The 15,551-nt window shown below is 64.5% G+C and carries 20 protein-coding genes and 1 other RNA gene; 9 read left to right on the top strand and 12 right to left on the bottom strand.

What is annotated here, in order from left to right; all coding sequences use genetic code 11:
* Positions 1 to 32 precede the first annotated feature (32 nt).
* Together MCUHO_RS09490 and MCUHO_RS09485 are read left to right on the top strand one after the other, a co-directional pair.
* Positions 33 to 308, top strand: a complete 276-nt coding sequence (locus MCUHO_RS09490) for a glutaredoxin family protein (RefSeq protein WP_084386025.1) — start codon at positions 33 to 35, stop codon at positions 306 to 308.
* Positions 301 to 813 (top strand): ferredoxin-thioredoxin reductase catalytic domain-containing protein, encoded by a 513-nt coding sequence (locus MCUHO_RS09485; protein ID WP_394328826.1) that lies wholly within the window; start codon positions 301 to 303, stop codon positions 811 to 813. The genes MCUHO_RS09490 and MCUHO_RS09485 overlap by 8 nt, the downstream gene beginning before the upstream one ends.
* On the opposite strand, the gene codB is transcribed toward MCUHO_RS09485, so the two are convergent.
* Complete coding sequence (gene codB / locus MCUHO_RS09480) at positions 732 to 2,072, bottom strand: cytosine permease (protein ID WP_048063875.1); 1,341 nt, start codon at positions 2,070 to 2,072, stop codon at positions 732 to 734. The two genes, MCUHO_RS09485 and codB, sit on opposite strands and share 82 nt — an antisense overlap.
* Before the next feature lie 246 nt (positions 2,073 to 2,318).
* Here codB and MCUHO_RS09475 point away from each other — a divergent pair, with 246 nt between their 5' ends.
* The gene (locus MCUHO_RS09475; protein WP_067077457.1) at positions 2,319 to 2,534 is read left to right on the top strand and encodes a hypothetical protein; all 216 of its coding nucleotides are present in this window, start codon (positions 2,319 to 2,321) and stop codon (positions 2,532 to 2,534) included.
* A gap of 1 nt (position 2,535) precedes the next feature.
* On the opposite strand, the gene MCUHO_RS09470 is transcribed toward MCUHO_RS09475, so the two are convergent.
* The gene (locus MCUHO_RS09470) at positions 2,536 to 2,901 is read right to left on the bottom strand and encodes a hypothetical protein (RefSeq protein ID WP_067077452.1); all 366 of its coding nucleotides are present in this window, start codon (positions 2,899 to 2,901) and stop codon (positions 2,536 to 2,538) included.
* A gap of 71 nt (positions 2,902 to 2,972) precedes the next feature.
* Between MCUHO_RS09470 and MCUHO_RS09465 the strand changes: the two genes are divergently transcribed.
* On the top strand, positions 2,973 to 3,206 hold the full coding sequence (locus MCUHO_RS09465; protein ID WP_067077449.1) for a winged helix-turn-helix domain-containing protein: 234 nt from the start codon (positions 2,973 to 2,975) through the stop codon (positions 3,204 to 3,206).
* Positions 3,203 to 3,520, top strand: coding sequence for a transcriptional regulator (locus MCUHO_RS09460; RefSeq protein ID WP_067077444.1), 318 nt, complete (start codon positions 3,203 to 3,205; stop codon positions 3,518 to 3,520). Before MCUHO_RS09465 ends, MCUHO_RS09460 begins: the two co-directional genes overlap by 4 nt.
* Before the next feature lie 4 nt (positions 3,521 to 3,524).
* Here MCUHO_RS09460 and MCUHO_RS09455 read toward each other — a convergent pair whose 3' ends face one another.
* Positions 3,525 to 5,201 carry a phospholipase D-like domain-containing protein gene (locus tag MCUHO_RS09455; RefSeq protein ID WP_067077441.1) on the bottom strand — a complete coding sequence of 559 codons (1,677 nt, stop codon included), beginning with the start codon at positions 5,199 to 5,201 and terminating at the stop codon, positions 3,525 to 3,527.
* Positions 5,202 to 5,241: 40 nt separating this feature from the next.
* On the opposite strand from MCUHO_RS09455, the gene MCUHO_RS09450 reads away from it, so the two are divergent.
* Genes MCUHO_RS09450 through MCUHO_RS09445 form a run of 3 tightly spaced genes read left to right on the top strand, consistent with a single transcriptional unit; the run spans position 5,242 to position 6,311 of the window.
* Positions 5,242 to 5,844 (top strand): amino acid kinase family protein, encoded by a 603-nt coding sequence (locus MCUHO_RS09450; RefSeq protein ID WP_067077437.1) that lies wholly within the window; start codon positions 5,242 to 5,244, stop codon positions 5,842 to 5,844.
* Positions 5,845 to 5,889: 45 nt separating this feature from the next.
* Positions 5,890 to 6,054 (top strand): zinc finger domain-containing protein, encoded by a 165-nt coding sequence (locus tag MCUHO_RS12410; RefSeq protein WP_084385985.1) that lies wholly within the window; start codon positions 5,890 to 5,892, stop codon positions 6,052 to 6,054.
* Between the two features lie 2 nt (positions 6,055 to 6,056).
* A complete protein-coding gene (locus tag MCUHO_RS09445) occupies positions 6,057 to 6,311 on the top strand; it encodes an elongation factor 1-beta (RefSeq protein WP_067077433.1) in 255 nt (84 codons plus the stop codon).
* 25 nt (positions 6,312 to 6,336) lie between these two features.
* Here the strand turns inward: MCUHO_RS09445 and MCUHO_RS09440 are convergent, their stop codons facing one another.
* The 4 genes from MCUHO_RS09440 to MCUHO_RS09425 all read right to left on the bottom strand — a co-directional run bounded on the left by MCUHO_RS09440 (position 6,337) and on the right by MCUHO_RS09425 (position 9,081).
* A complete protein-coding gene (locus MCUHO_RS09440; RefSeq protein ID WP_067078821.1) occupies positions 6,337 to 7,290 on the bottom strand; it encodes a malate dehydrogenase in 954 nt (317 codons plus the stop codon).
* Between the two features lie 11 nt (positions 7,291 to 7,301).
* Positions 7,302 to 7,611: signal recognition particle sRNA (gene ffs, locus MCUHO_RS09435), an RNA gene on the bottom strand.
* A gap of 12 nt (positions 7,612 to 7,623) precedes the next feature.
* Entirely contained in the window at positions 7,624 to 8,649 is a 1,026-nt protein-coding gene (locus MCUHO_RS09430) for a hypothetical protein (RefSeq protein ID WP_067077429.1), read from the bottom strand.
* Positions 8,650 to 8,685: 36 nt separating this feature from the next.
* Entirely contained in the window at positions 8,686 to 9,081 is a 396-nt protein-coding gene (locus tag MCUHO_RS09425) for a SpoIIAA family protein (protein WP_067077424.1), read from the bottom strand.
* A 126-nt stretch (positions 9,082 to 9,207) separates the two neighbouring features.
* On the opposite strand from MCUHO_RS09425, the gene cls reads away from it, so the two are divergent.
* Entirely contained in the window at positions 9,208 to 10,641 is a 1,434-nt protein-coding gene (cls, locus tag MCUHO_RS09420; protein ID WP_067077420.1) for a cardiolipin synthase, read from the top strand.
* A gap of 7 nt (positions 10,642 to 10,648) precedes the next feature.
* On the opposite strand, the gene MCUHO_RS09415 is transcribed toward cls, so the two are convergent.
* From MCUHO_RS09415 to MCUHO_RS09395, 5 genes are all read right to left on the bottom strand, one after another.
* Positions 10,649 to 11,515, bottom strand: coding sequence for a PHP-associated domain-containing protein (locus MCUHO_RS09415; protein ID WP_067077416.1), 867 nt, complete (start codon positions 11,513 to 11,515; stop codon positions 10,649 to 10,651).
* An 80-nt stretch (positions 11,516 to 11,595) separates the two neighbouring features.
* Entirely contained in the window at positions 11,596 to 11,988 is a 393-nt protein-coding gene (locus tag MCUHO_RS09410) for a SpoIIAA family protein (RefSeq protein ID WP_067077412.1), read from the bottom strand.
* 42 nt (positions 11,989 to 12,030) lie between these two features.
* The gene (locus tag MCUHO_RS09405) at positions 12,031 to 12,645 is read right to left on the bottom strand and encodes a hypothetical protein (RefSeq protein WP_067077409.1); all 615 of its coding nucleotides are present in this window, start codon (positions 12,643 to 12,645) and stop codon (positions 12,031 to 12,033) included.
* 44 nt (positions 12,646 to 12,689) lie between these two features.
* Positions 12,690 to 13,715, bottom strand: coding sequence for an AI-2E family transporter (locus MCUHO_RS09400; RefSeq protein WP_067077406.1), 1,026 nt, complete (start codon positions 13,713 to 13,715; stop codon positions 12,690 to 12,692).
* A 47-nt stretch (positions 13,716 to 13,762) separates the two neighbouring features.
* Positions 13,763 to 15,412 carry a SulP family inorganic anion transporter gene (locus MCUHO_RS09395; protein ID WP_067077403.1) on the bottom strand — a complete coding sequence of 550 codons (1,650 nt, stop codon included), beginning with the start codon at positions 15,410 to 15,412 and terminating at the stop codon, positions 13,763 to 13,765.
* Between the last annotated feature and the right edge of the window lie 139 nt (positions 15,413 to 15,551).

The following is a 15,551-nucleotide window of genomic DNA, read 5'->3' as shown; positions in this document are numbered from 1 at the left end:
CAGGGTGCGACGGAGGGAGGTTGTTGGTAGAGGTGCAGCACGTGCCTGGAGTCGACCGCGGCAGGGTAATGCTCTATGCCCTGAGCACCTGCGGCTGGTGTGCCCGCACAAAGGAACTTCTCACCGACCTCGGCGTTGGGTTCTCGTACGTCTACGTAGACCTGCTCGCGGGGGAGGAGCGCGACCGCGTGGTCAGGGAGGTCGAACGCTGGAACCCCAGCCTCTCGTTTCCGACGGTCGTCATCGGTGAGGAGAAGGTGATCGTGGGGTTCCGGGAAGACGAGATCCGGGAGGCGGTCGGTGCCTGATGCGGTGAACGACGGGGAGGTGAACCGGCTCATGCGCGACCTCGAAGCCGAGGCGGAGGCCGGCGGGTACCACACGAATCCCGACCGGGAGTTCACCTGCGATCTCGTCAGAGGGCTGCTCGCGAACCGGGAGCGTTACGGCTACATCTCCTGCCCCTGCAGGCTCGCCACGGGGAACCGGGACGACGACCTTGACATCATCTGCCCCTGCGACTACCGCGACCCCGACCTCGCCGATTACGGGGCCTGCTACTGCGCCCTCTACGTCACCGCCGACGTGGAGAGCGGGAAGCGTGCTGCTGCCCCCGTTCCGGAACGGCGGCCGCCCCCGGCGGAGCGCAAGCGGCAGAAAGAGGAGCGCGCCGTGGTGGGCCGCGCACCGGGAGCCCTGAACTATCCGGTCTGGCGGTGCCGGGTCTGCGGTTACCTCTGCGCCCGGAACGAGCCGCCCGAGACCTGCCCCATCTGCCGGGTCTCCCGCGACCGGTTCGAGCGGTTTATGTGAGCCGGGAGCCGGACGAGACAGGCGTAGGCGAGGAACGCGGCGACGATGCCGTTCACCGGGGGGATGCCCGGAACCAGGAGGGCGGCGAGAGAGCCGACAGCATACGCCGCGATCCCCTGCAGGTTGAACCGGGGGACGGCCTCCTCCCCGGGTGCGGGGTAGCGTCCCCGGTGGCGGACGAAGAAGTCGGCCATGATCACCCCGCCGAGCGGAGGGATGAACGTTCCGAGGAGGGTCATGTAGGGGATCAACCAGTTGTACATCCCGAGGAGCGCGAGGGCTGTCCCTGCAGCGGCGCCGGCGAAGGTGACCAGCCTTCGGCGTTCTGTCCTGAAGAAGTGGCAGCCGGCAACCGAGAAGTTGTAGATGGTGTTGTCCTGGGTCGTCCAGATGTTCAAGAAGAGCATCAGGATGCCGGCGGAAAGAAGACCCTGAACCGCCAGAACCTCGACGATGTCGGAGAGGCCGTAGACGGCGGCACCGAAGGCCCCGACGGCGACCATCAGTCCGTTCCCGAAGAAGAAGGCGAGGAACGTAGAACCGACGGCGGTGCGCGCCGACCCGGAGAAGCGGGTCCAGTTCGCGACCTGGGTGCCGCCGGAGACGAAGGTGCCGACGACGATCGTGAGCGCTTCGGCGACCGTAAGCGCCTCCACGGTGCCCGGCGGGAGGAGATCGGCCGCACTCCCGGCGTCCCTGAGGGCGACCGAGGCGCTTGCGGCGATGAGGAGGAGCATCGCCGGAACCGAGATCCACGAGAGGGCTGCAATCCCGCGGTAGCCGATATACGCCGTCAGGCAGAAGACGAACCCGAAGACGAGCATCAGGGGCGCTTTCCACCCCGGATCAAGGTCCAGCAGGCGGGCAAGGACGATCGTGATCGTCGCGGTTCCCCAGGCATACCATCCGACCTGAGTGAGCCCGAGGAGGATGTCGGGCCATCGGCTCCCCGCGTCCCCGAAGGCGAACCGCGCGGAGAGGACGGTGGAAAGGCCGCTCCTGAAGCCGACGTACCCGAGGCCGGCGACATAGAACGCGAGTATCGCGCTCCCGAGGAGGATGACCAGAGCGAGATCGGGCCAGAACGGGAACGCAACCCCGATGGTCGCGCCGCCCCACATCGTGGCGGAGAAGAAGGTGAATCCGAGCAGCACCAGTGTCATCGGCCAGAATCCACGCCGCGCCTCGTCCGGGACCGCGGAGAGCGGATAATCCTCCGTGCTGCTCCATCCCGGCTCGCCGCCCCGTTCGGTCCGAATTACTGTTGTTCTCGCGATGGTTGAGTATCTCTCCCGGAAGGGAAAATTCTTTCCGGGCAGTTTTGCCGTGCGATATCCGCGCGGCGGCCCGCCGTGGGGTGAAAACCGATCTTATCTCGTTTCCCCTTCCCTCCCGGTGTTCGGACCCTGTCGGAGGCGGAGATGAAGCGCGTTATACCGGGAAAACCGCACATGGCCGCCGGGTGATCCAGAGGTGTCATATACCGGGCAGGGTGATTATCCTGTATGCCGAGCGTGCGGATCAACGACGGAGACCTCCCTTCCGGTTCCGGCGTGGAGGGAGGACGGAAGAAGAAGCCCGACGAGACCCCGGCCCCCGCCGGCCGGGAACCCGAACGGGAGACCGCGAAGAAGGAAGAGAGCCGCGGGAAGTCCCGGCGGGGGCAGCCCCTCTTCGGAGATGGCGACGACGCCGATATCTTCTATACGAAGACGAAGTAGTTCATTTCAGGACCTGGATATCCCCGGAAGAGGCTACCACCACTTCCCGTTTCCCTCGATAGGTCTGAACGACCCCGTATAGTGTTATGTTCTCGTTCTGGTGCAGTTCGAGCCCGGCAGCCACGTTTTCCGGCAGGAAGACCGCGGTGCCGTTGACGGTGAGGATCAGGTGCCCGCCGCTTGAGGTCTCTGTGATCCCTTCGATGCTTCCCTCGAGGAGAACCAGCGTCCCGTCCGGAACCTCCGGCGAGTAGGGTTCCGCCACCAGCGGCCGGCCGACAGCGTTAAAGAGGATATGCACTAAAAGCACGATACCGACGACGCATACGAGGACGGCAAGTGCCGTTTTCTCCTGCCGTTCCAGCATGGTAAACCCTATCGACGTCCGGGCTAATAACTTCCGTCAGTTTGATATGTTAACAGCGTTAACTATCCTCTATGGATGATGTGAACCTCCCCCCTTCATCGAGAAAGATCCTCCTCCTGCTCGAGGACGGGGGTTCTCTGACCCACAAGGAGCTCGTCCGCCTCAGCAGCCTTGCCCCCCGCACCGTCCGGTATGCTTTAAAGCGACTCAAAGACAACGATATGATCGTGGAGAAGTTCAACTTCAGGGATGCACGGCAGATCCTCTACGAGTACAAAGACTCCCAGATGGTGTCTGCGCAATGACCGAGCCGTCTTCCTGCGACATCATGCGATGCGACATCCTCGTCCGGCAGCTGCTTCCGCAGATGCGTGCCGAGATGGTCTACCGCCTGGTGAACGAGCGCGGGATCAGCCAGAGCGAGGCCTCAAAGCGCCTCGGAATCAGCAGGGCCGCGGTATCCCAGTACATGAGCCGGAAGCGTGGATTTACCCGGGAAGATCTCCCCGACACCCTTGAATCGGTCATTGAACGGTGGGTCTCCGCCGTCGCCTCGGGCGAGGGAACGATCACCATCTGCGATGTCTGCCGTTCCGCCGATATCGTCGGCAAACGGTGACGTATCAGGTGCGCCGCCGCCGGTAGAGGTAGAGCCCCGTCAGCGCGATGAGTATGCATGCCGCCGCTGCTGTTTTGATCCGGTCGGGCCCCGGAGCGCCGTTCGCGTTACTCCTGTCCGAAGCATCCCAGTCGTCTTCGAAGACGGCGGCGTAGTACGCGCCGATCTCCGGGTGCTCGACGATCACGCCCACCTCCCGGTTGAACGCCGGTGAGTTGGCGTTCCAGTTGATGCTGCTGACGAGCACCGTATGGCCGTCGACGATGACGCCCTTGTTGTGGATCTTGTCGAGGTTATTCGCTTCGAGGTCGGCGAGCCGTGCCTCGAGCGGCAGCCCTTCGGCCGCGGCAATCCGGTTGATGTTCTCGACCATCTCGTCGTTGTCCGCGTCGCCCTCGGTGTTGAACCAGGCGGAGTCAAGGAGCACCCGGACCGCGACGCCCCGCCGGGAAGCGTCGATCGCGGCCGCGAGGTAAGGGTTGAAGTCACAGGCCGTCTCGTTCGTGATGTAGGCCTGCTCGATCGCGATGCTCGTCTCCGCCCCCTCGATCAGTTCGAGGATGAGGCTGCTCGTATCCGGGGATACGACCGGGGTCACCCGCGCCCCCTCCGCGCGGCAGGGGACGAACTCGACCTCGTAGTCGGGCGCCCAGGGCGTGTAGAGCTCGGTCGCCGTGCCCCCGAGCGGGACGATGTCGCCGCCCGCCGCATCGAAGAGGAAGACCTCCCGGAAGTAGGCCGCGAGTTCTAGGTCCTCGAGGAGGACGCCCCACCCGCGGTTGCCCTGCAGCCCCGGCGCCGGGTAGCCGCCGGGCTTGAAGTTCTCGCTCCCGACGAGGACGGTGCTTCCGTCGATGACGAGATACTTGGCGTGGTCGTAGCGGTACTTCGCGTGGGCGGCATCCGTCGTCGTCATCGAGAGAACCGGGATGCCGCTCCGGTTGAGGGCGCCCGCGACCGCGCGCCCCTCCGGCGAGAGACCGCCCACCGGCCCGCCTTCGAGGAGGACGGTCACGGCAACCCCTCTCTCAAGGGCGGAGATGAGGTCGCTCGCCATCTTTTCGTCGGTGAACTCGTAGACATTCACCAGGATCTCGCGCTGTGCCCCCGCGACGGCTGCCGAGAAGACCTCGTAGGAGCAGTCCGGGGCGGCAAACGCGGTCACCGCGACGTCCTCGAATGTTTGGGGCTTAAGGCGTGACTGGCCGATAAAGAGCGGGCGCGGGTCCCAGACACCGTCCTCGAAGTAGTGGATCTGCCCTTCCCGGGCACAGACGTCGCCGGGCCAGGCGATCTGCTGGACAAGGGTTGTTCCCCGGTAGAGGAGGAGTTCGTCTGCCCGGTTTGCCATCAGGAGGTTTCCGTTCGGGCTCACGTCCGGCACGGCCGACGTCCGCTCCTCGATCTCGAAGTCGGGGAGGTAGCCATGCGACCGCTCGAACGCGGCCCCGCTCCTCGCGACCGTCAGCCGTCCGTCTATCCGCGTTCCGGGCGGGAACCGGTAGCCGCCTTCGCCGTCCGAGAGGGCGTAGCCGTCGAGGAGCCCCGTCCCCTCGAGCACCAGGTACTCGTCGGGGTCGCCGGAGAGGTAGGAGTCCGGGCAGAACTCGACGATCTGAATACCGGCGGCCGCGCCGGCAAGGAGGCAGAGGAGCAGGACAGCGGCGGCGATCCGGTGCATACGCAGGGTTATGTCATCTCCGGTTTAATAGCGAAACGATATGACTTCGCTCGCATCCCCGCTGGTCGTCAAGGTCGGCGGGAGCCTCTTTGACCGGGTCGTCCCCCTGCTCGACCTCTTCAGGGAGGCCGGACGCCCGGTGCTGATCGTGCCCGGCGGCGGGAAGTTCGCCGACCTCGTCCGGCGGCTCGACGTCTCCGAGGACGCCGCTCACTGGATGGCGATCGCCGGTATGGAGCAGTTTGGGTGGTATATCGCCTCGCACGGCATCCCGGCAACCTCTGCCGTCGCGCTTCCTTCGGAAGTGGCGGTTCTCCTCCCCTACTGCGCTCTCCGTGAGATCGATCCCCTGCCCCACTCCTGGAACGTCACCTCAGACACCATCGCTGCGTGGGCCGCTCGCGAACTCTCGGCCGATCTCCTTCTCCTCAAGTCGGTCGACGGCATCCGTCACCGCAAGAAGCTCCTCGCGCGCATCGAGGATCCCACGCTCACTTCCGATGAGGTCGATCCCGCGTTCATCCGATTCGTCTTCGATCACAACCTCACGGCGCGGGTGATCAACGGCAGGCACGGCGACCGCGTCCGCAGTGCGCTTCGTGACGAGCCGGTCATCGGGACTCTCGTCGATCCGAGATTTTAATTGCTGCGGCAGCGATATGATAGGTTAACATTCGAGGAAGCAACGATGACAGCGAGAGACCGATGTACTTCCTGCAACGCCACACTGGCCGAGGAAGGCTCCACCTGGTTCGCATGCCCGGTGTGTGCGCAAGAGATCAACCGGTGCTACCGGTGCAGGGAGCAGAGTATAGGATATACGTGCCCGAAGTGCGGGTTCCAGGGGCCATAATCATGGGGAACGTAGCCCTAATCGTAAAGATAATGCCGGAATCCCCGGATGTCGACCGTGAAGCGCTCAAAGCGGCGGTCCGGGCGGCCGTCCCGGTCGATGATATTCAGGAAGAGCCGATCGGCTTCGGTCTCGTGGCGTTGAAAGCCGCCGTGGTCGTCCCCGACAGCGCCGGGGCTCCCGACAAGGTCGAAGCAGCGCTCCAGAAGATAGAAGGCGTCGCAAGCGCCGAGATTGTCGAATCCACTCTTGTATGAGTGGGACTCTCGACACCCACTTTTGTTAACGGGCCTCTTCGAGCCGTTCCATCACGTCGGCAGTGACCTTGCGGATCTTCTTGACCGACTCGCGGAACCCGGCGACTTCGTCCTCTTCGAGGCTGAGCGGAACCGGAAAGACGCCGTCGCGGTTTATGCGGGCGGGTACTCCGATGCAGACATCGCCGATCCCGTGGATCTCGCTCTTGATGTAACTCGAGACGGTGAGGACACGGTTCTCGTCACCGAGGATCGTTCTTACAAGCGTCGCAATTGCCTCTCCCGGCCCGTAGACGGTGGATCCCTTATCCCTGATGATCGCCTCGCCGCTCGTTCTGACCGTCTCGATCATCTCCTGCGTGGGCAGTCCCGAGAAGGTGGGCAGATTCGTGATCCGGATGCCGCCGATCGTCGTCGCCGACCAGAGCGGAACCATGCTGTCGCCGTGCTCGCCGATGATACGGGTGTGCACCTCGCTGACGTGAACCCGGAAGTAGTGCGCGATCAGGGATTTCAAGCGCATCGAGTCGAGATGCGTTCCGAGGCCGAAGATCTGTCTCGGCTGGAACCCCGAGTATTTCAGGGCGACGGCTGTCATGACGTCGACGGGATTTGTCACGAGAAAGAGAATGGCGTCGGGCGATGTTCGGCCGATCGTCTCGGCGGTCTCGGCAATGATCTTTGCGTTCTCGAAAGCGAGGTCGTTTCTGTCCTGTCCCGGACGGCGGGGCACTCCTGCGGTGCAGATGATGACGTCCGAGTCTTTCGCGTCGAGAATGCTCGTGCTGTATGAGAGGCGGACATCGGTGCCTCGTGCAGCGAACGAGTCGGATAGGTCACGGCAGCAGCCCGCGAGAAAATCTTCGCGTCCGGGTCTCCCGACGAGCAGCATGTCGCTGACGTAGGGGATCTCGGATATGGTGTGGGCCGCAAATACGCCGACGTTCCCTGTAGCCCCAAGAATCGTTACTTTTGCCATGAAGATCGCCGTTGGGGACACGTCCTCGGTCGACCGTGCGCACAAGCATTCACCGCAGCATCCCTCCTCCACCCCGCGACCCCATGGGCGCCGAACGTCCACGGTAAGTCTGCTCCCTTCCGGGCCTGAACCGGTACCCGCGGCAAAAGGTCGCCACCCCCTCCGGGGCTTTGATCCCTTTCCGTCGACCTCATGGGACGAGGCTTCTCCGTCGGGACGCAGAGGATCCTGCAGGCCGCTGCGGCCTTCCTCAGACTTCGCCCCCCGCTGACGGCGGTTTCGGGTAACAAGTGACGCCGAGCCACCCGGGCTAGTCCCCGTATATACTGGAGTCTATGGGATAAAAATAGCTCCGCCCACCCGGGCACGCCAGGCTCCGGTGATCTCCTCGACCTTGCGCCCGTCGTTCTTATCGAAGAGGTCGAGGGCGGTAAGGTCGATCGCGGGCGGGAGGACGGCCGAAAGCAGCCGCAGGTCGCCCTGGTAGACCTCGATCTCCTGCGCCCCGGAGGCGCTGGCGACCATGACCGGATCCCGCGCGACCGGTTGGCGGCGGAGGTCGTCGTACGACCGGTGCATCGTCACCTCGCTAAGACCGAGAACCTCCCGGTTCACCCCAAAGTTGCAGGCGGTCCAGAAGGCCGCGGTAAACCAGGCGTCGTTTGCAATCACGCGGGGAACTCCCGCCCGGGCGGCGGCGAGGCCGAGGGTTCCGGCGCCCGAGCAGGCGTCGACGAACGTCCGGGGGCGGTGCCGATCGATCTCGCGCTCGAGCGAGAGGATCTTCTCGTCGCGGTCACGCGGGAACTCGACGTGCAGGGCGGACTGCTGTTTGTAGACGACGATAGGCCCCGCACGGGTCCGGAAGACGTCGGCCCGGACGTCGCACCCGGCAAGGAGGGTATGCACGGCGGGCTCGGCATCTATATCGCTGATCCCCGGTGTCCCGGCCCCTGTCCTGACGACACCCCGGACCTCCGGAACCTCGGCGACCAGGCGGGCGGCGGCACGCTCCCCGACCGAACGGGAGAGGAGGACGAGCGATCCGTGCGGGAGGTAGGGGGCGGAGCGCATGGCAAATCCCGGATGGACGAGCGGCGTTCCGGCCGCGGCGAGGGGTTCGGTTCCGGCGAGATCCCCTTCGGCGGCCATCACCCGGTATATGTGGGCGAAGACCTCGTCGATGAACCGCTTTCCGCAGGAGGGGCAGGGTTCGGCGGTATCGATATCAGGGGGGGGACTCCTCTTGTCGTAGACGAGCCCCATGCAGTCGGGGCACGGGGCGAAACGGCCCGGAAGTTCCGCGAAGATTGTGCGGGCGTCCGTGACGCAGTCGTGCCCGCAGACCGGACAATGCATACACGATTGTGTTGGAGCCCACGGTATATAGGCGTTTCACGCCGCCCGCGGCGTCGTTATCACGAGCCCTTCTCGGAGCCAGCCCCATGCGTCCCGGAGACGGGTTTCCGGGAAGTAGCGCACGTCGACTCCGTTAAATCCAACAAAGAGCCCCGGCAGGTGGTTCATCCACTCCCGCCACCGTTCTCCGCCGACGACGGCGATCCGATCGACCTTCTCGAGGCCCGGCCACTGCTTGAAGGTCTCCCAGCCCTCCCCCGGCCTCCAGCTGCGGAACCCCTCGATCTTCAAAAGAAGTCTGACGTTCCGGTTTTCTTCCATTGCTCGTTCGAGTTCAGGGATCAGGACGGTGGCGTAATCGCTCTCGCTCAGTTTTCCGTCGAACCTGAACCCGAGAACACTTCCCGAACTTTCCTTCATCCGGTCAAGCATGGGTGCTCCTATAGCCCTCTGAAGAAAAAAAGGTATGGCTGACCGGCGGTGATCTCCCGGCGGGTATGTATATACTCCTGGGGGGAGATAGACGGGAACGCCCTGTTCCGACAGGGGGTCTCTCGCGTGGAACTGCTGCTCTCGATAGGGGTCATCCTGGCGCTCAATGTCGTGTTTGCCGTCACGATAGTCTTCTTCGAGCGGAGGAACCCGACAGCGACGACTGCCTGGCTGGTCGTTCTCTTCCTGCTGCCCCCCGTAGGGTTCGCCCTCTATCTCTTCTTCGGGCAGAACTACACCCGGCAGAGAATGTTCGTCGTCAAGGAGCACGAGGACCGCTGTTTTCTCCAGGAAACCTTTGAGGAGCAGCACCTGGCGCTCGCCGGGAACCATCACCGGTTCACCACCCCGGTGGCGGAGGAGTTCCGCGACGCAATCTTCCTCCTCCTCCGGAACAACCGGGCCTACCTGACCGAGGGGAACCGGGTCGACGTCTACACCCGGGGTGAGGATAAGTTCGCCGCGCTCTTCGCTGCGATCCGCATGGCACGCCATAGCATCCACCTGGAGTACTTCGTCATCAACAACGACGAACTCGGGCGGGCGGTTGTCCACGCTCTTGCAGAGAAGGCCCGGGAGGGCATCGAAGTTCGTCTCCTCTTCGATGCGATGGGCTCCCGGGCCGGGGGCGGATCGCGGCGGGTCTTCTCCGAACTGGAGGAGGCGGGCGGGAAGATCGGCGTCTTCTTCCCCTCGGTTTACCGGATAAACTACCGCAATCACCGAAAGATCGCCGTCATCGACGGGGTGGTGGGGTTCATCGGCGGGTTCAACATCGGGGACGATTATCTCGGGAAGGGGCCGCTCGGCCGCTGGCGCGATACTGCCGTCCGGATCACGGGAGAAGCCGTCCGGATGCTCCAGCTCCGGTTCTTTCTCGACTGGCACTACGTGACCGGCGAGTATCCGGGCCTCGAGACCTGCTACTTTCCCGAGGAGGACGTTCCCGGCACGACGCCTCTCCAGATCGTCTCCGGCGGCCCGGATACCCGGTGGAGCCCGATAAAGGACGGGTATCTCAAACTGATCAACTCCGCCCGGGAGTCGATCTACATCCAGACGCCTTACTTTATACCGGACGAGAGTGTTGCCGACGCCCTGCGGCTCGCAGCGCTCTCCGGGGTCGACGTCCGGATCATGATCCCCTGCAAGCCCGACCACCCGTTCGTATACTGGGCGACCCTCTCGTTCATCGGCGACCTGCTGGATGCCGGGGTGCGGGCCTATACCTACGATGACGGGTTCCTCCACGCGAAGACGATCACCGTCGACAGGAAAGCGGGTTCGGTCGGGAGCGCGAACTGGGACGTCCGGAGTTTCCGGCTGAACTTCGAGGCGAACGCGTTCTTCTACGACGCGGTCGTCGGGACCGAGCTTGTGCGGGCGTTCGAGGAGGATCTCGCGGTCTCGACCGAGATCACGCCGGAAGACTACCTGGCGCGCCCCCTCGGCATCCGGGTGAAGGAGTCGATCTCGCGTCTCTTCTCGCCGCTCGGGTGAGGCCATCTCACCGGTTCAGCCGCCCCTCAACAAGCTTCCTGATCCGGGGGAGGCCCTGCTCCCAGCGGGCCTGGAGGATGGGGACGGCATAGGGGAGATGGTGCGGAAGAACCGCGGTTCCCATCACTGCCTTCTCGTAGAGCGGCCGCTCGCGCCCGATGATGACGTTCTTTTTTGCCCGGATGGCGTCCAGGAACTCTTCGACGGTATCGGCCTCGGCGCAGGTGACGACCCCGCCGAGTTCGTAGAGGAGGTGGCCGTCGGTTCCGCCGGTCCGCCCGAGGCCGTGGGCGACGGCGAGCCCGGCCGCCTTCAGGTTGTGGGACCGGGCCATCCCGCCGCAGATCACCTCAAGCCCGTCCAGGCGGGAGAAGATCCCTTCCCCGATACACTCGCCGGCGACGCACCGCTGGACGCCCCGGTTAAGGAAGGCGTAGCCGCAGGGATGTGCCTCCGCGGCGATACAGGCGTAGCCTTCCCGGCGGTCGAGAATCTCGGTTGTATCGAGACGTATCGCGGTGTATGGGCCGTTTCTCCGGTTCTTCTCGACGTGACGGCGGTAAAAGTCCAGGAGGTCGGATACCGAGTAGAAGTAGAGCAGGATGTGCGGGCCGTCGTTGGCGCTGACCTCGATCCCGGGGATGAGGGGGACCCGGATCCCCTGCCGCTCTGCCTCGGAGACGCCGCTCGTCTGGTTGTGGTCGGTGATCGCAAGCCCGATCCTCCGCCGTGCCGCGAGTTTCAAAGCGTCACGCACGCGGGTTGGGGAGTCGGAGTGCCGGGTATGGAAGTGCAGGTCCGCCGGGAGCAGTCCAAGACGCCGGATCTCTTCAGGCAGGGGTTTCTGAAATACGATGTCTTTATAATATTGCATGGGATGTCTGTCAGATCATCGGTAGGTTTCCCGGGATGAAAAAAGGTTGCCTGTCTTCTGGAAACAGGCGGGACCGAGACCTATATTCTCTCCGGTTCGGCCGGTATCGGCTCCCTGAGCCAGCCGATGGCGGCGTCCAGGTGGCCTTCGGTGAAATAGCGCACGTCGATATCCGTAAATCCCACGAAGAGCCCCGGCAGGTGGTTCATCCATTCTTCCCACTTCTCTCCGCCGACGATCGCGATCCGGTCGACCTTCTCCATCCCCGGCCAGTCCTTGAGCCTCTCCCAGTAGCCGTGCGGTTTCCAGCGGTGGAAGTTCACGATATGAAAGAGTATCCGGAGAACCGGGTGATCCCCCTCCGCGTCCCGGAGTGCCGGGATCAGCGTTCCGTCGTAATCTCCGGCCGTCATCTCGCCGTCGAACCTGAACCCGACGACGTTCTCTGCACCAGTTGCCATCTCCTCAATCATGGCGCCCCCTCTCCGGGGTGGATTTAAAAAAGGTTCCGGCTGTCATTTTGCCGGGGGCCCTTTCGGGATCACCAGCCTCCCGGTGATCTCCTCTTTTGAGAACCGGGAGAGGTGACGATTCCCGGCAAGCGCGACGATGACCGACCCGACCAGAACGAAGATCATATCGAGCATGGTGTCGTCGAGCCCGTACTGAAGGTTCGTCCCGAGGAAGGTGTCGAAGAGCCATTCGTAGATCTCCCAGAACCCTTCCATCGCCATCGCGGCAATGATGACGAACCCGACGATCATCCACCTCGAGAGGTTCAGCCTGCTGAACCGGTCGAGCAGCAGGACGATGACGAAAGCGAGCACCGAGACGGTTATCCCGGAGATGAGGTGGGCGATCTTGTCGTAGTAGGGGTAGTAGAGCATGTAGAATCCCCGGATCTCGCCCGCGATGTGGAGGTAGAGCGAGAGAACGATGAGGAGGTTCACCTGCCAGGGGAGCGTGATGTTCCACCTGCGGGTGGCGACAGCGGGAACCAGGGTCAGGCCGAGTGCGATGACGCCGGTAAAAACCTGCGAGTACTCGCCGAGCGCGAACGCGAGGAGGACGTTTGCGGCGATGAGGAACTGGAAGAGGTAGGCGAGGTAGAGGCCGGCTGGTATCTTCATGGATCACGGGTTGGGCAGCGTCTCCTAAACATCTTGTGCTGCTACTACCGGTCCCGGTCTCCGCTGCCCATCATCTCCCCGATCCACCGCGTCTCTTCCCAGCTGTCGAGGGAGAGTTTCACCGCGATCGTCAGGGGTATGGCGAGGAAGATCCCGACCGTGCCGAGGATGAATCCCCAGAAGACGACGGAGAAGAGAACGAAGAATGGCGAGAGGTTGAGTTCCCGGCCGGCCATCCGGGGGAGGAAGAGGTTCTCTGCGGCGGCGTCGATCAGGGCGACGGCGGCGATGACGGCGACGGCTCCTGCCGGTCCGAACTCGATGAGCGCGAGGAGGGTGGGGGGGATTGCGGCCACGACGAGCCCGATGTAGGGGACATAACTCAGGACGAAAGCGATGAACCCCCAGAGCACCGCGAAGTCGACCCCGAGGACGGCAAGGAAGAGCCCGGTCCCTACGCCGGTGATCAGGTTCACCTTTGTCCTGACCACCACGTAGTCGATGAGGAGCCGGCCTGACTGCGAGAAGTGGCGGTAGAGGGTACTCTCCGCCCCGAGATGCTTTTTGAGGGTGGCCGTGAGCCGGGGGGCTTCAATGAGCAGGAACCCGATCCCGACGAAGACCAGGAAGGCATCGACGGCGATGTTCCCGACCTCGCGGGCGATCCCGGCAATCTGCTGGATGACGAACCCCTGGTCGATGTAGTCCCATATCGTGAAGGTGTCTGGATCGATGCCGTAATCGGCGAGGACGGCGATCTCCTCCTCAAGGCCCGCCTGGTAGCCCGGCAGGGAACGGATAAACCCGGTGAGGGCCACCCCGAGGAAGGCGATCACGCCGGCGAAGATCCCGATAAGCCCCACGACCACCAGTATGGCGGCAGGGATCCGCGGTATCCCTCGCCGGGTCAGCCACGCCATGACGGGTGCGGTGATCATCGCGAAGAAGACGGCGACGAGGAGCGGGCCGAGGATCGGTGTTGCTGCTCTCGCCCCCGCGAGCACGATGACGACCGCCGCCCCGACGATCGCGATGCGGGCGGGGGGAGGGAGGTTCCCGGCGAAGTTCACAGGAACGGTATGGGTGCTTCACAGAGAAGAGTTTTCCGGCGGACTTATCACCTTCCGGCCCCCATCGCCCGGATGGCCGCCCGAAGCGACTCCCCGATGACCGGCGTCGCGGGGAAGATGTTTCTATGACCGATGACTGCGGCTGCTCCGCTCCCTTCGAGGCCAGCAAGGAGCCGCGGATCAACCTCGGCGAGGATGAGCCGGCCCCCGTGCGCCTGAACGCGCCGGGCGTAGCGCTCCAGCATCCGAAAGATCCCGATACCTACCTCGATCCTCCCCCGAAGGGAGAGGATGACGATAGCGCCTTCCGCCCCCTCCGGGGACGGGAGCGACCGCTCGATCGCCCTGAGGGTGGCGAAGTAGACACTGCCGGAGATGGCGAGGACGGTGATCCGGCCGGCTAAGAGCCGCCCCGGAGCCGGTTCTTCCTGGAACATCCCTCCCTCGACCGGGACGAGGCGGATCACGGTCGCTTCCCGCGTGGAGGTGACCAGGTAGACGGCAAGCGAGAGGAGGACGCCGACGTAGATGCTGTACTGGAGCGGGAGCACCTGGGTGGAGATGAAGGTGGCAACCATCGCCCAGCGCCCGGGGCGGGAGTACTTCCAGATGCAGGCGATCTCGCGGGGTTGGTAGATGAGTTCGGCGCCGATGAGGATCAGGATCCCGGCGAGGGCCGGGAGCGGGATCTGTTCCGCGAGCGGGCCCGCGACAACGATGACCGCCCCGACGAGGATGCCCGAGAAGAGGTTTGCCGCCCGGGTCTCTGCCCCGGCGGCGACGTTGAGCGCCGTTGCCGAGAGAGAGCCGGCCGACGGGGCGCACTGGAGGAGACTCGCGAGGATGTTCGTCACCCCCTGCCCGGAGAAGTCCCGGTTCACGTCGGCGATGCTGCCGTCCAGCTCCGGGGTCGTCTCGGTGACCCCGACGGCCATCACGAGCCCGATGATGGCGAGGGCGAGCGCCGGGACGAGGAGCCCGGGCGCGAGGGCGAGGTCGGGGATGATGGGTGCCGGGAGGCCGGCGGGGATGGCGGCGATATCGCCGACGATCGCGACTTCCGGAAGCGCGATCCGGACGAGGAGGGCCGCGATGATGACCGGGAGGAGGAGCGAGAAGGAAGTGAGGCGCGGCACCCGCTGAAGGGCGAGGGCGAGACTGATGGTGAGGAGGCCGACGAAGAGCGCCTGCGGCTGGATCTCGCCTGCGTGGAGGAGCAACTCGGGGATGGCGAGGACCTGGATCGCCTCCCGCGGGAGCTGGTAGCCGGTGAGGTTGCCGAGCTGGCCGAGGACGATGAGGAGCGCCGCGCCAGTGACGAACCCGGTGAGGACGGCGGTGGAGATGAACCGGGTCAGGCTGCCTGCCCGGAGGAGCCCGAACCCGAGCTGGAAGGCCCCGACGAGGATGGTCAGCACGAAGAGGGTGGCCGGGACGTCGGCCTCGGGGACGGGGGCGAGGACCGAGAAGATCGAGACCGCGAGGACGTTCGAGAGCATCACCTTGAGGTACGAGGAACCGGTGAGGAGCGCCCCGATCGCGGTCGAGAATGCGGCGGTATAGAGGCCGTAGACGGGGTTGACCCCGGCGACGAGGGCGAACCCCATCCCCTGCGGGATGCCGACGAGGGCGGTGGTCGCCCCGGCGACGAGGTCGGCGGGGAGGCTCTTCTTCCAGTCCGGTCCGCCGGCAGACATGCTCGGTGAGGGTGCGGGGTGCGGGATATAGGTTGTCCCTCGGGTGCTCTTCTGGTGTGGTGCCGGGCAACTATCCGAGAATTCCAGATAGTTCAACGGGATGCGGTGGATGCCCCCGGTGGGGCATAATGGGCTCGTG

Origin of the sequence: Methanoculleus horonobensis, assembly GCF_001602375.1 — an archaeon.
GTDB classification, from domain to species: domain Archaea; phylum Halobacteriota; class Methanomicrobia; order Methanomicrobiales; family Methanoculleaceae; genus Methanoculleus; species Methanoculleus horonobensis.
The sequence above is the reverse complement of the archived record's forward strand: the minus strand, read 5'-3'. Positions and strand labels throughout refer to the sequence as shown.

Bases quoted from the DNA above. Each gene is read 5' to 3' on its own strand.
- MCUHO_RS09475 (WP_067077457.1), top strand. From the start codon at position 2,319: ATGCCGAGCGTGCGGATCAACGACGGAGACCTCCCTTCCGGTTCCGGC.
- MCUHO_RS09470 (WP_067077452.1), bottom strand. From the start codon at position 2,901: ATGCTGGAACGGCAGGAGAAAACGGCACTTGCCGTCCTCGTATGCGTC.
- MCUHO_RS09465 (WP_067077449.1), top strand. From the start codon at position 2,973: ATGGATGATGTGAACCTCCCCCCTTCATCGAGAAAGATCCTCCTCCTG.
- MCUHO_RS09460 (WP_067077444.1), top strand. From the start codon at position 3,203: ATGACCGAGCCGTCTTCCTGCGACATCATGCGATGCGACATCCTCGTC.
- MCUHO_RS09455 (WP_067077441.1), bottom strand. From the start codon at position 5,201: ATGCACCGGATCGCCGCCGCTGTCCTGCTCCTCTGCCTCCTTGCCGGC.
- MCUHO_RS09450 (WP_067077437.1), top strand. From the start codon at position 5,242: ATGACTTCGCTCGCATCCCCGCTGGTCGTCAAGGTCGGCGGGAGCCTC.
- MCUHO_RS12410 (WP_084385985.1), top strand. From the start codon at position 5,890: ATGACAGCGAGAGACCGATGTACTTCCTGCAACGCCACACTGGCCGAG.
- MCUHO_RS09445 (WP_067077433.1), top strand. From the start codon at position 6,057: ATGGGGAACGTAGCCCTAATCGTAAAGATAATGCCGGAATCCCCGGAT.
- MCUHO_RS09440 (WP_067078821.1), bottom strand. From the start codon at position 7,290: ATGGCAAAAGTAACGATTCTTGGGGCTACAGGGAACGTCGGCGTATTT.
- MCUHO_RS09430 (WP_067077429.1), bottom strand. From the start codon at position 8,649: ATGCATTGTCCGGTCTGCGGGCACGACTGCGTCACGGACGCCCGCACA.
- MCUHO_RS09425 (WP_067077424.1), bottom strand. From the start codon at position 9,081: ATGCTTGACCGGATGAAGGAAAGTTCGGGAAGTGTTCTCGGGTTCAGG.
- MCUHO_RS09415 (WP_067077416.1), bottom strand. From the start codon at position 11,515: ATGCAATATTATAAAGACATCGTATTTCAGAAACCCCTGCCTGAAGAG.
- MCUHO_RS09410 (WP_067077412.1), bottom strand. From the start codon at position 11,988: ATGATTGAGGAGATGGCAACTGGTGCAGAGAACGTCGTCGGGTTCAGG.
- MCUHO_RS09405 (WP_067077409.1), bottom strand. From the start codon at position 12,645: ATGAAGATACCAGCCGGCCTCTACCTCGCCTACCTCTTCCAGTTCCTC.
- MCUHO_RS09395 (WP_067077403.1), bottom strand. From the start codon at position 15,412: ATGTCTGCCGGCGGACCGGACTGGAAGAAGAGCCTCCCCGCCGACCTC.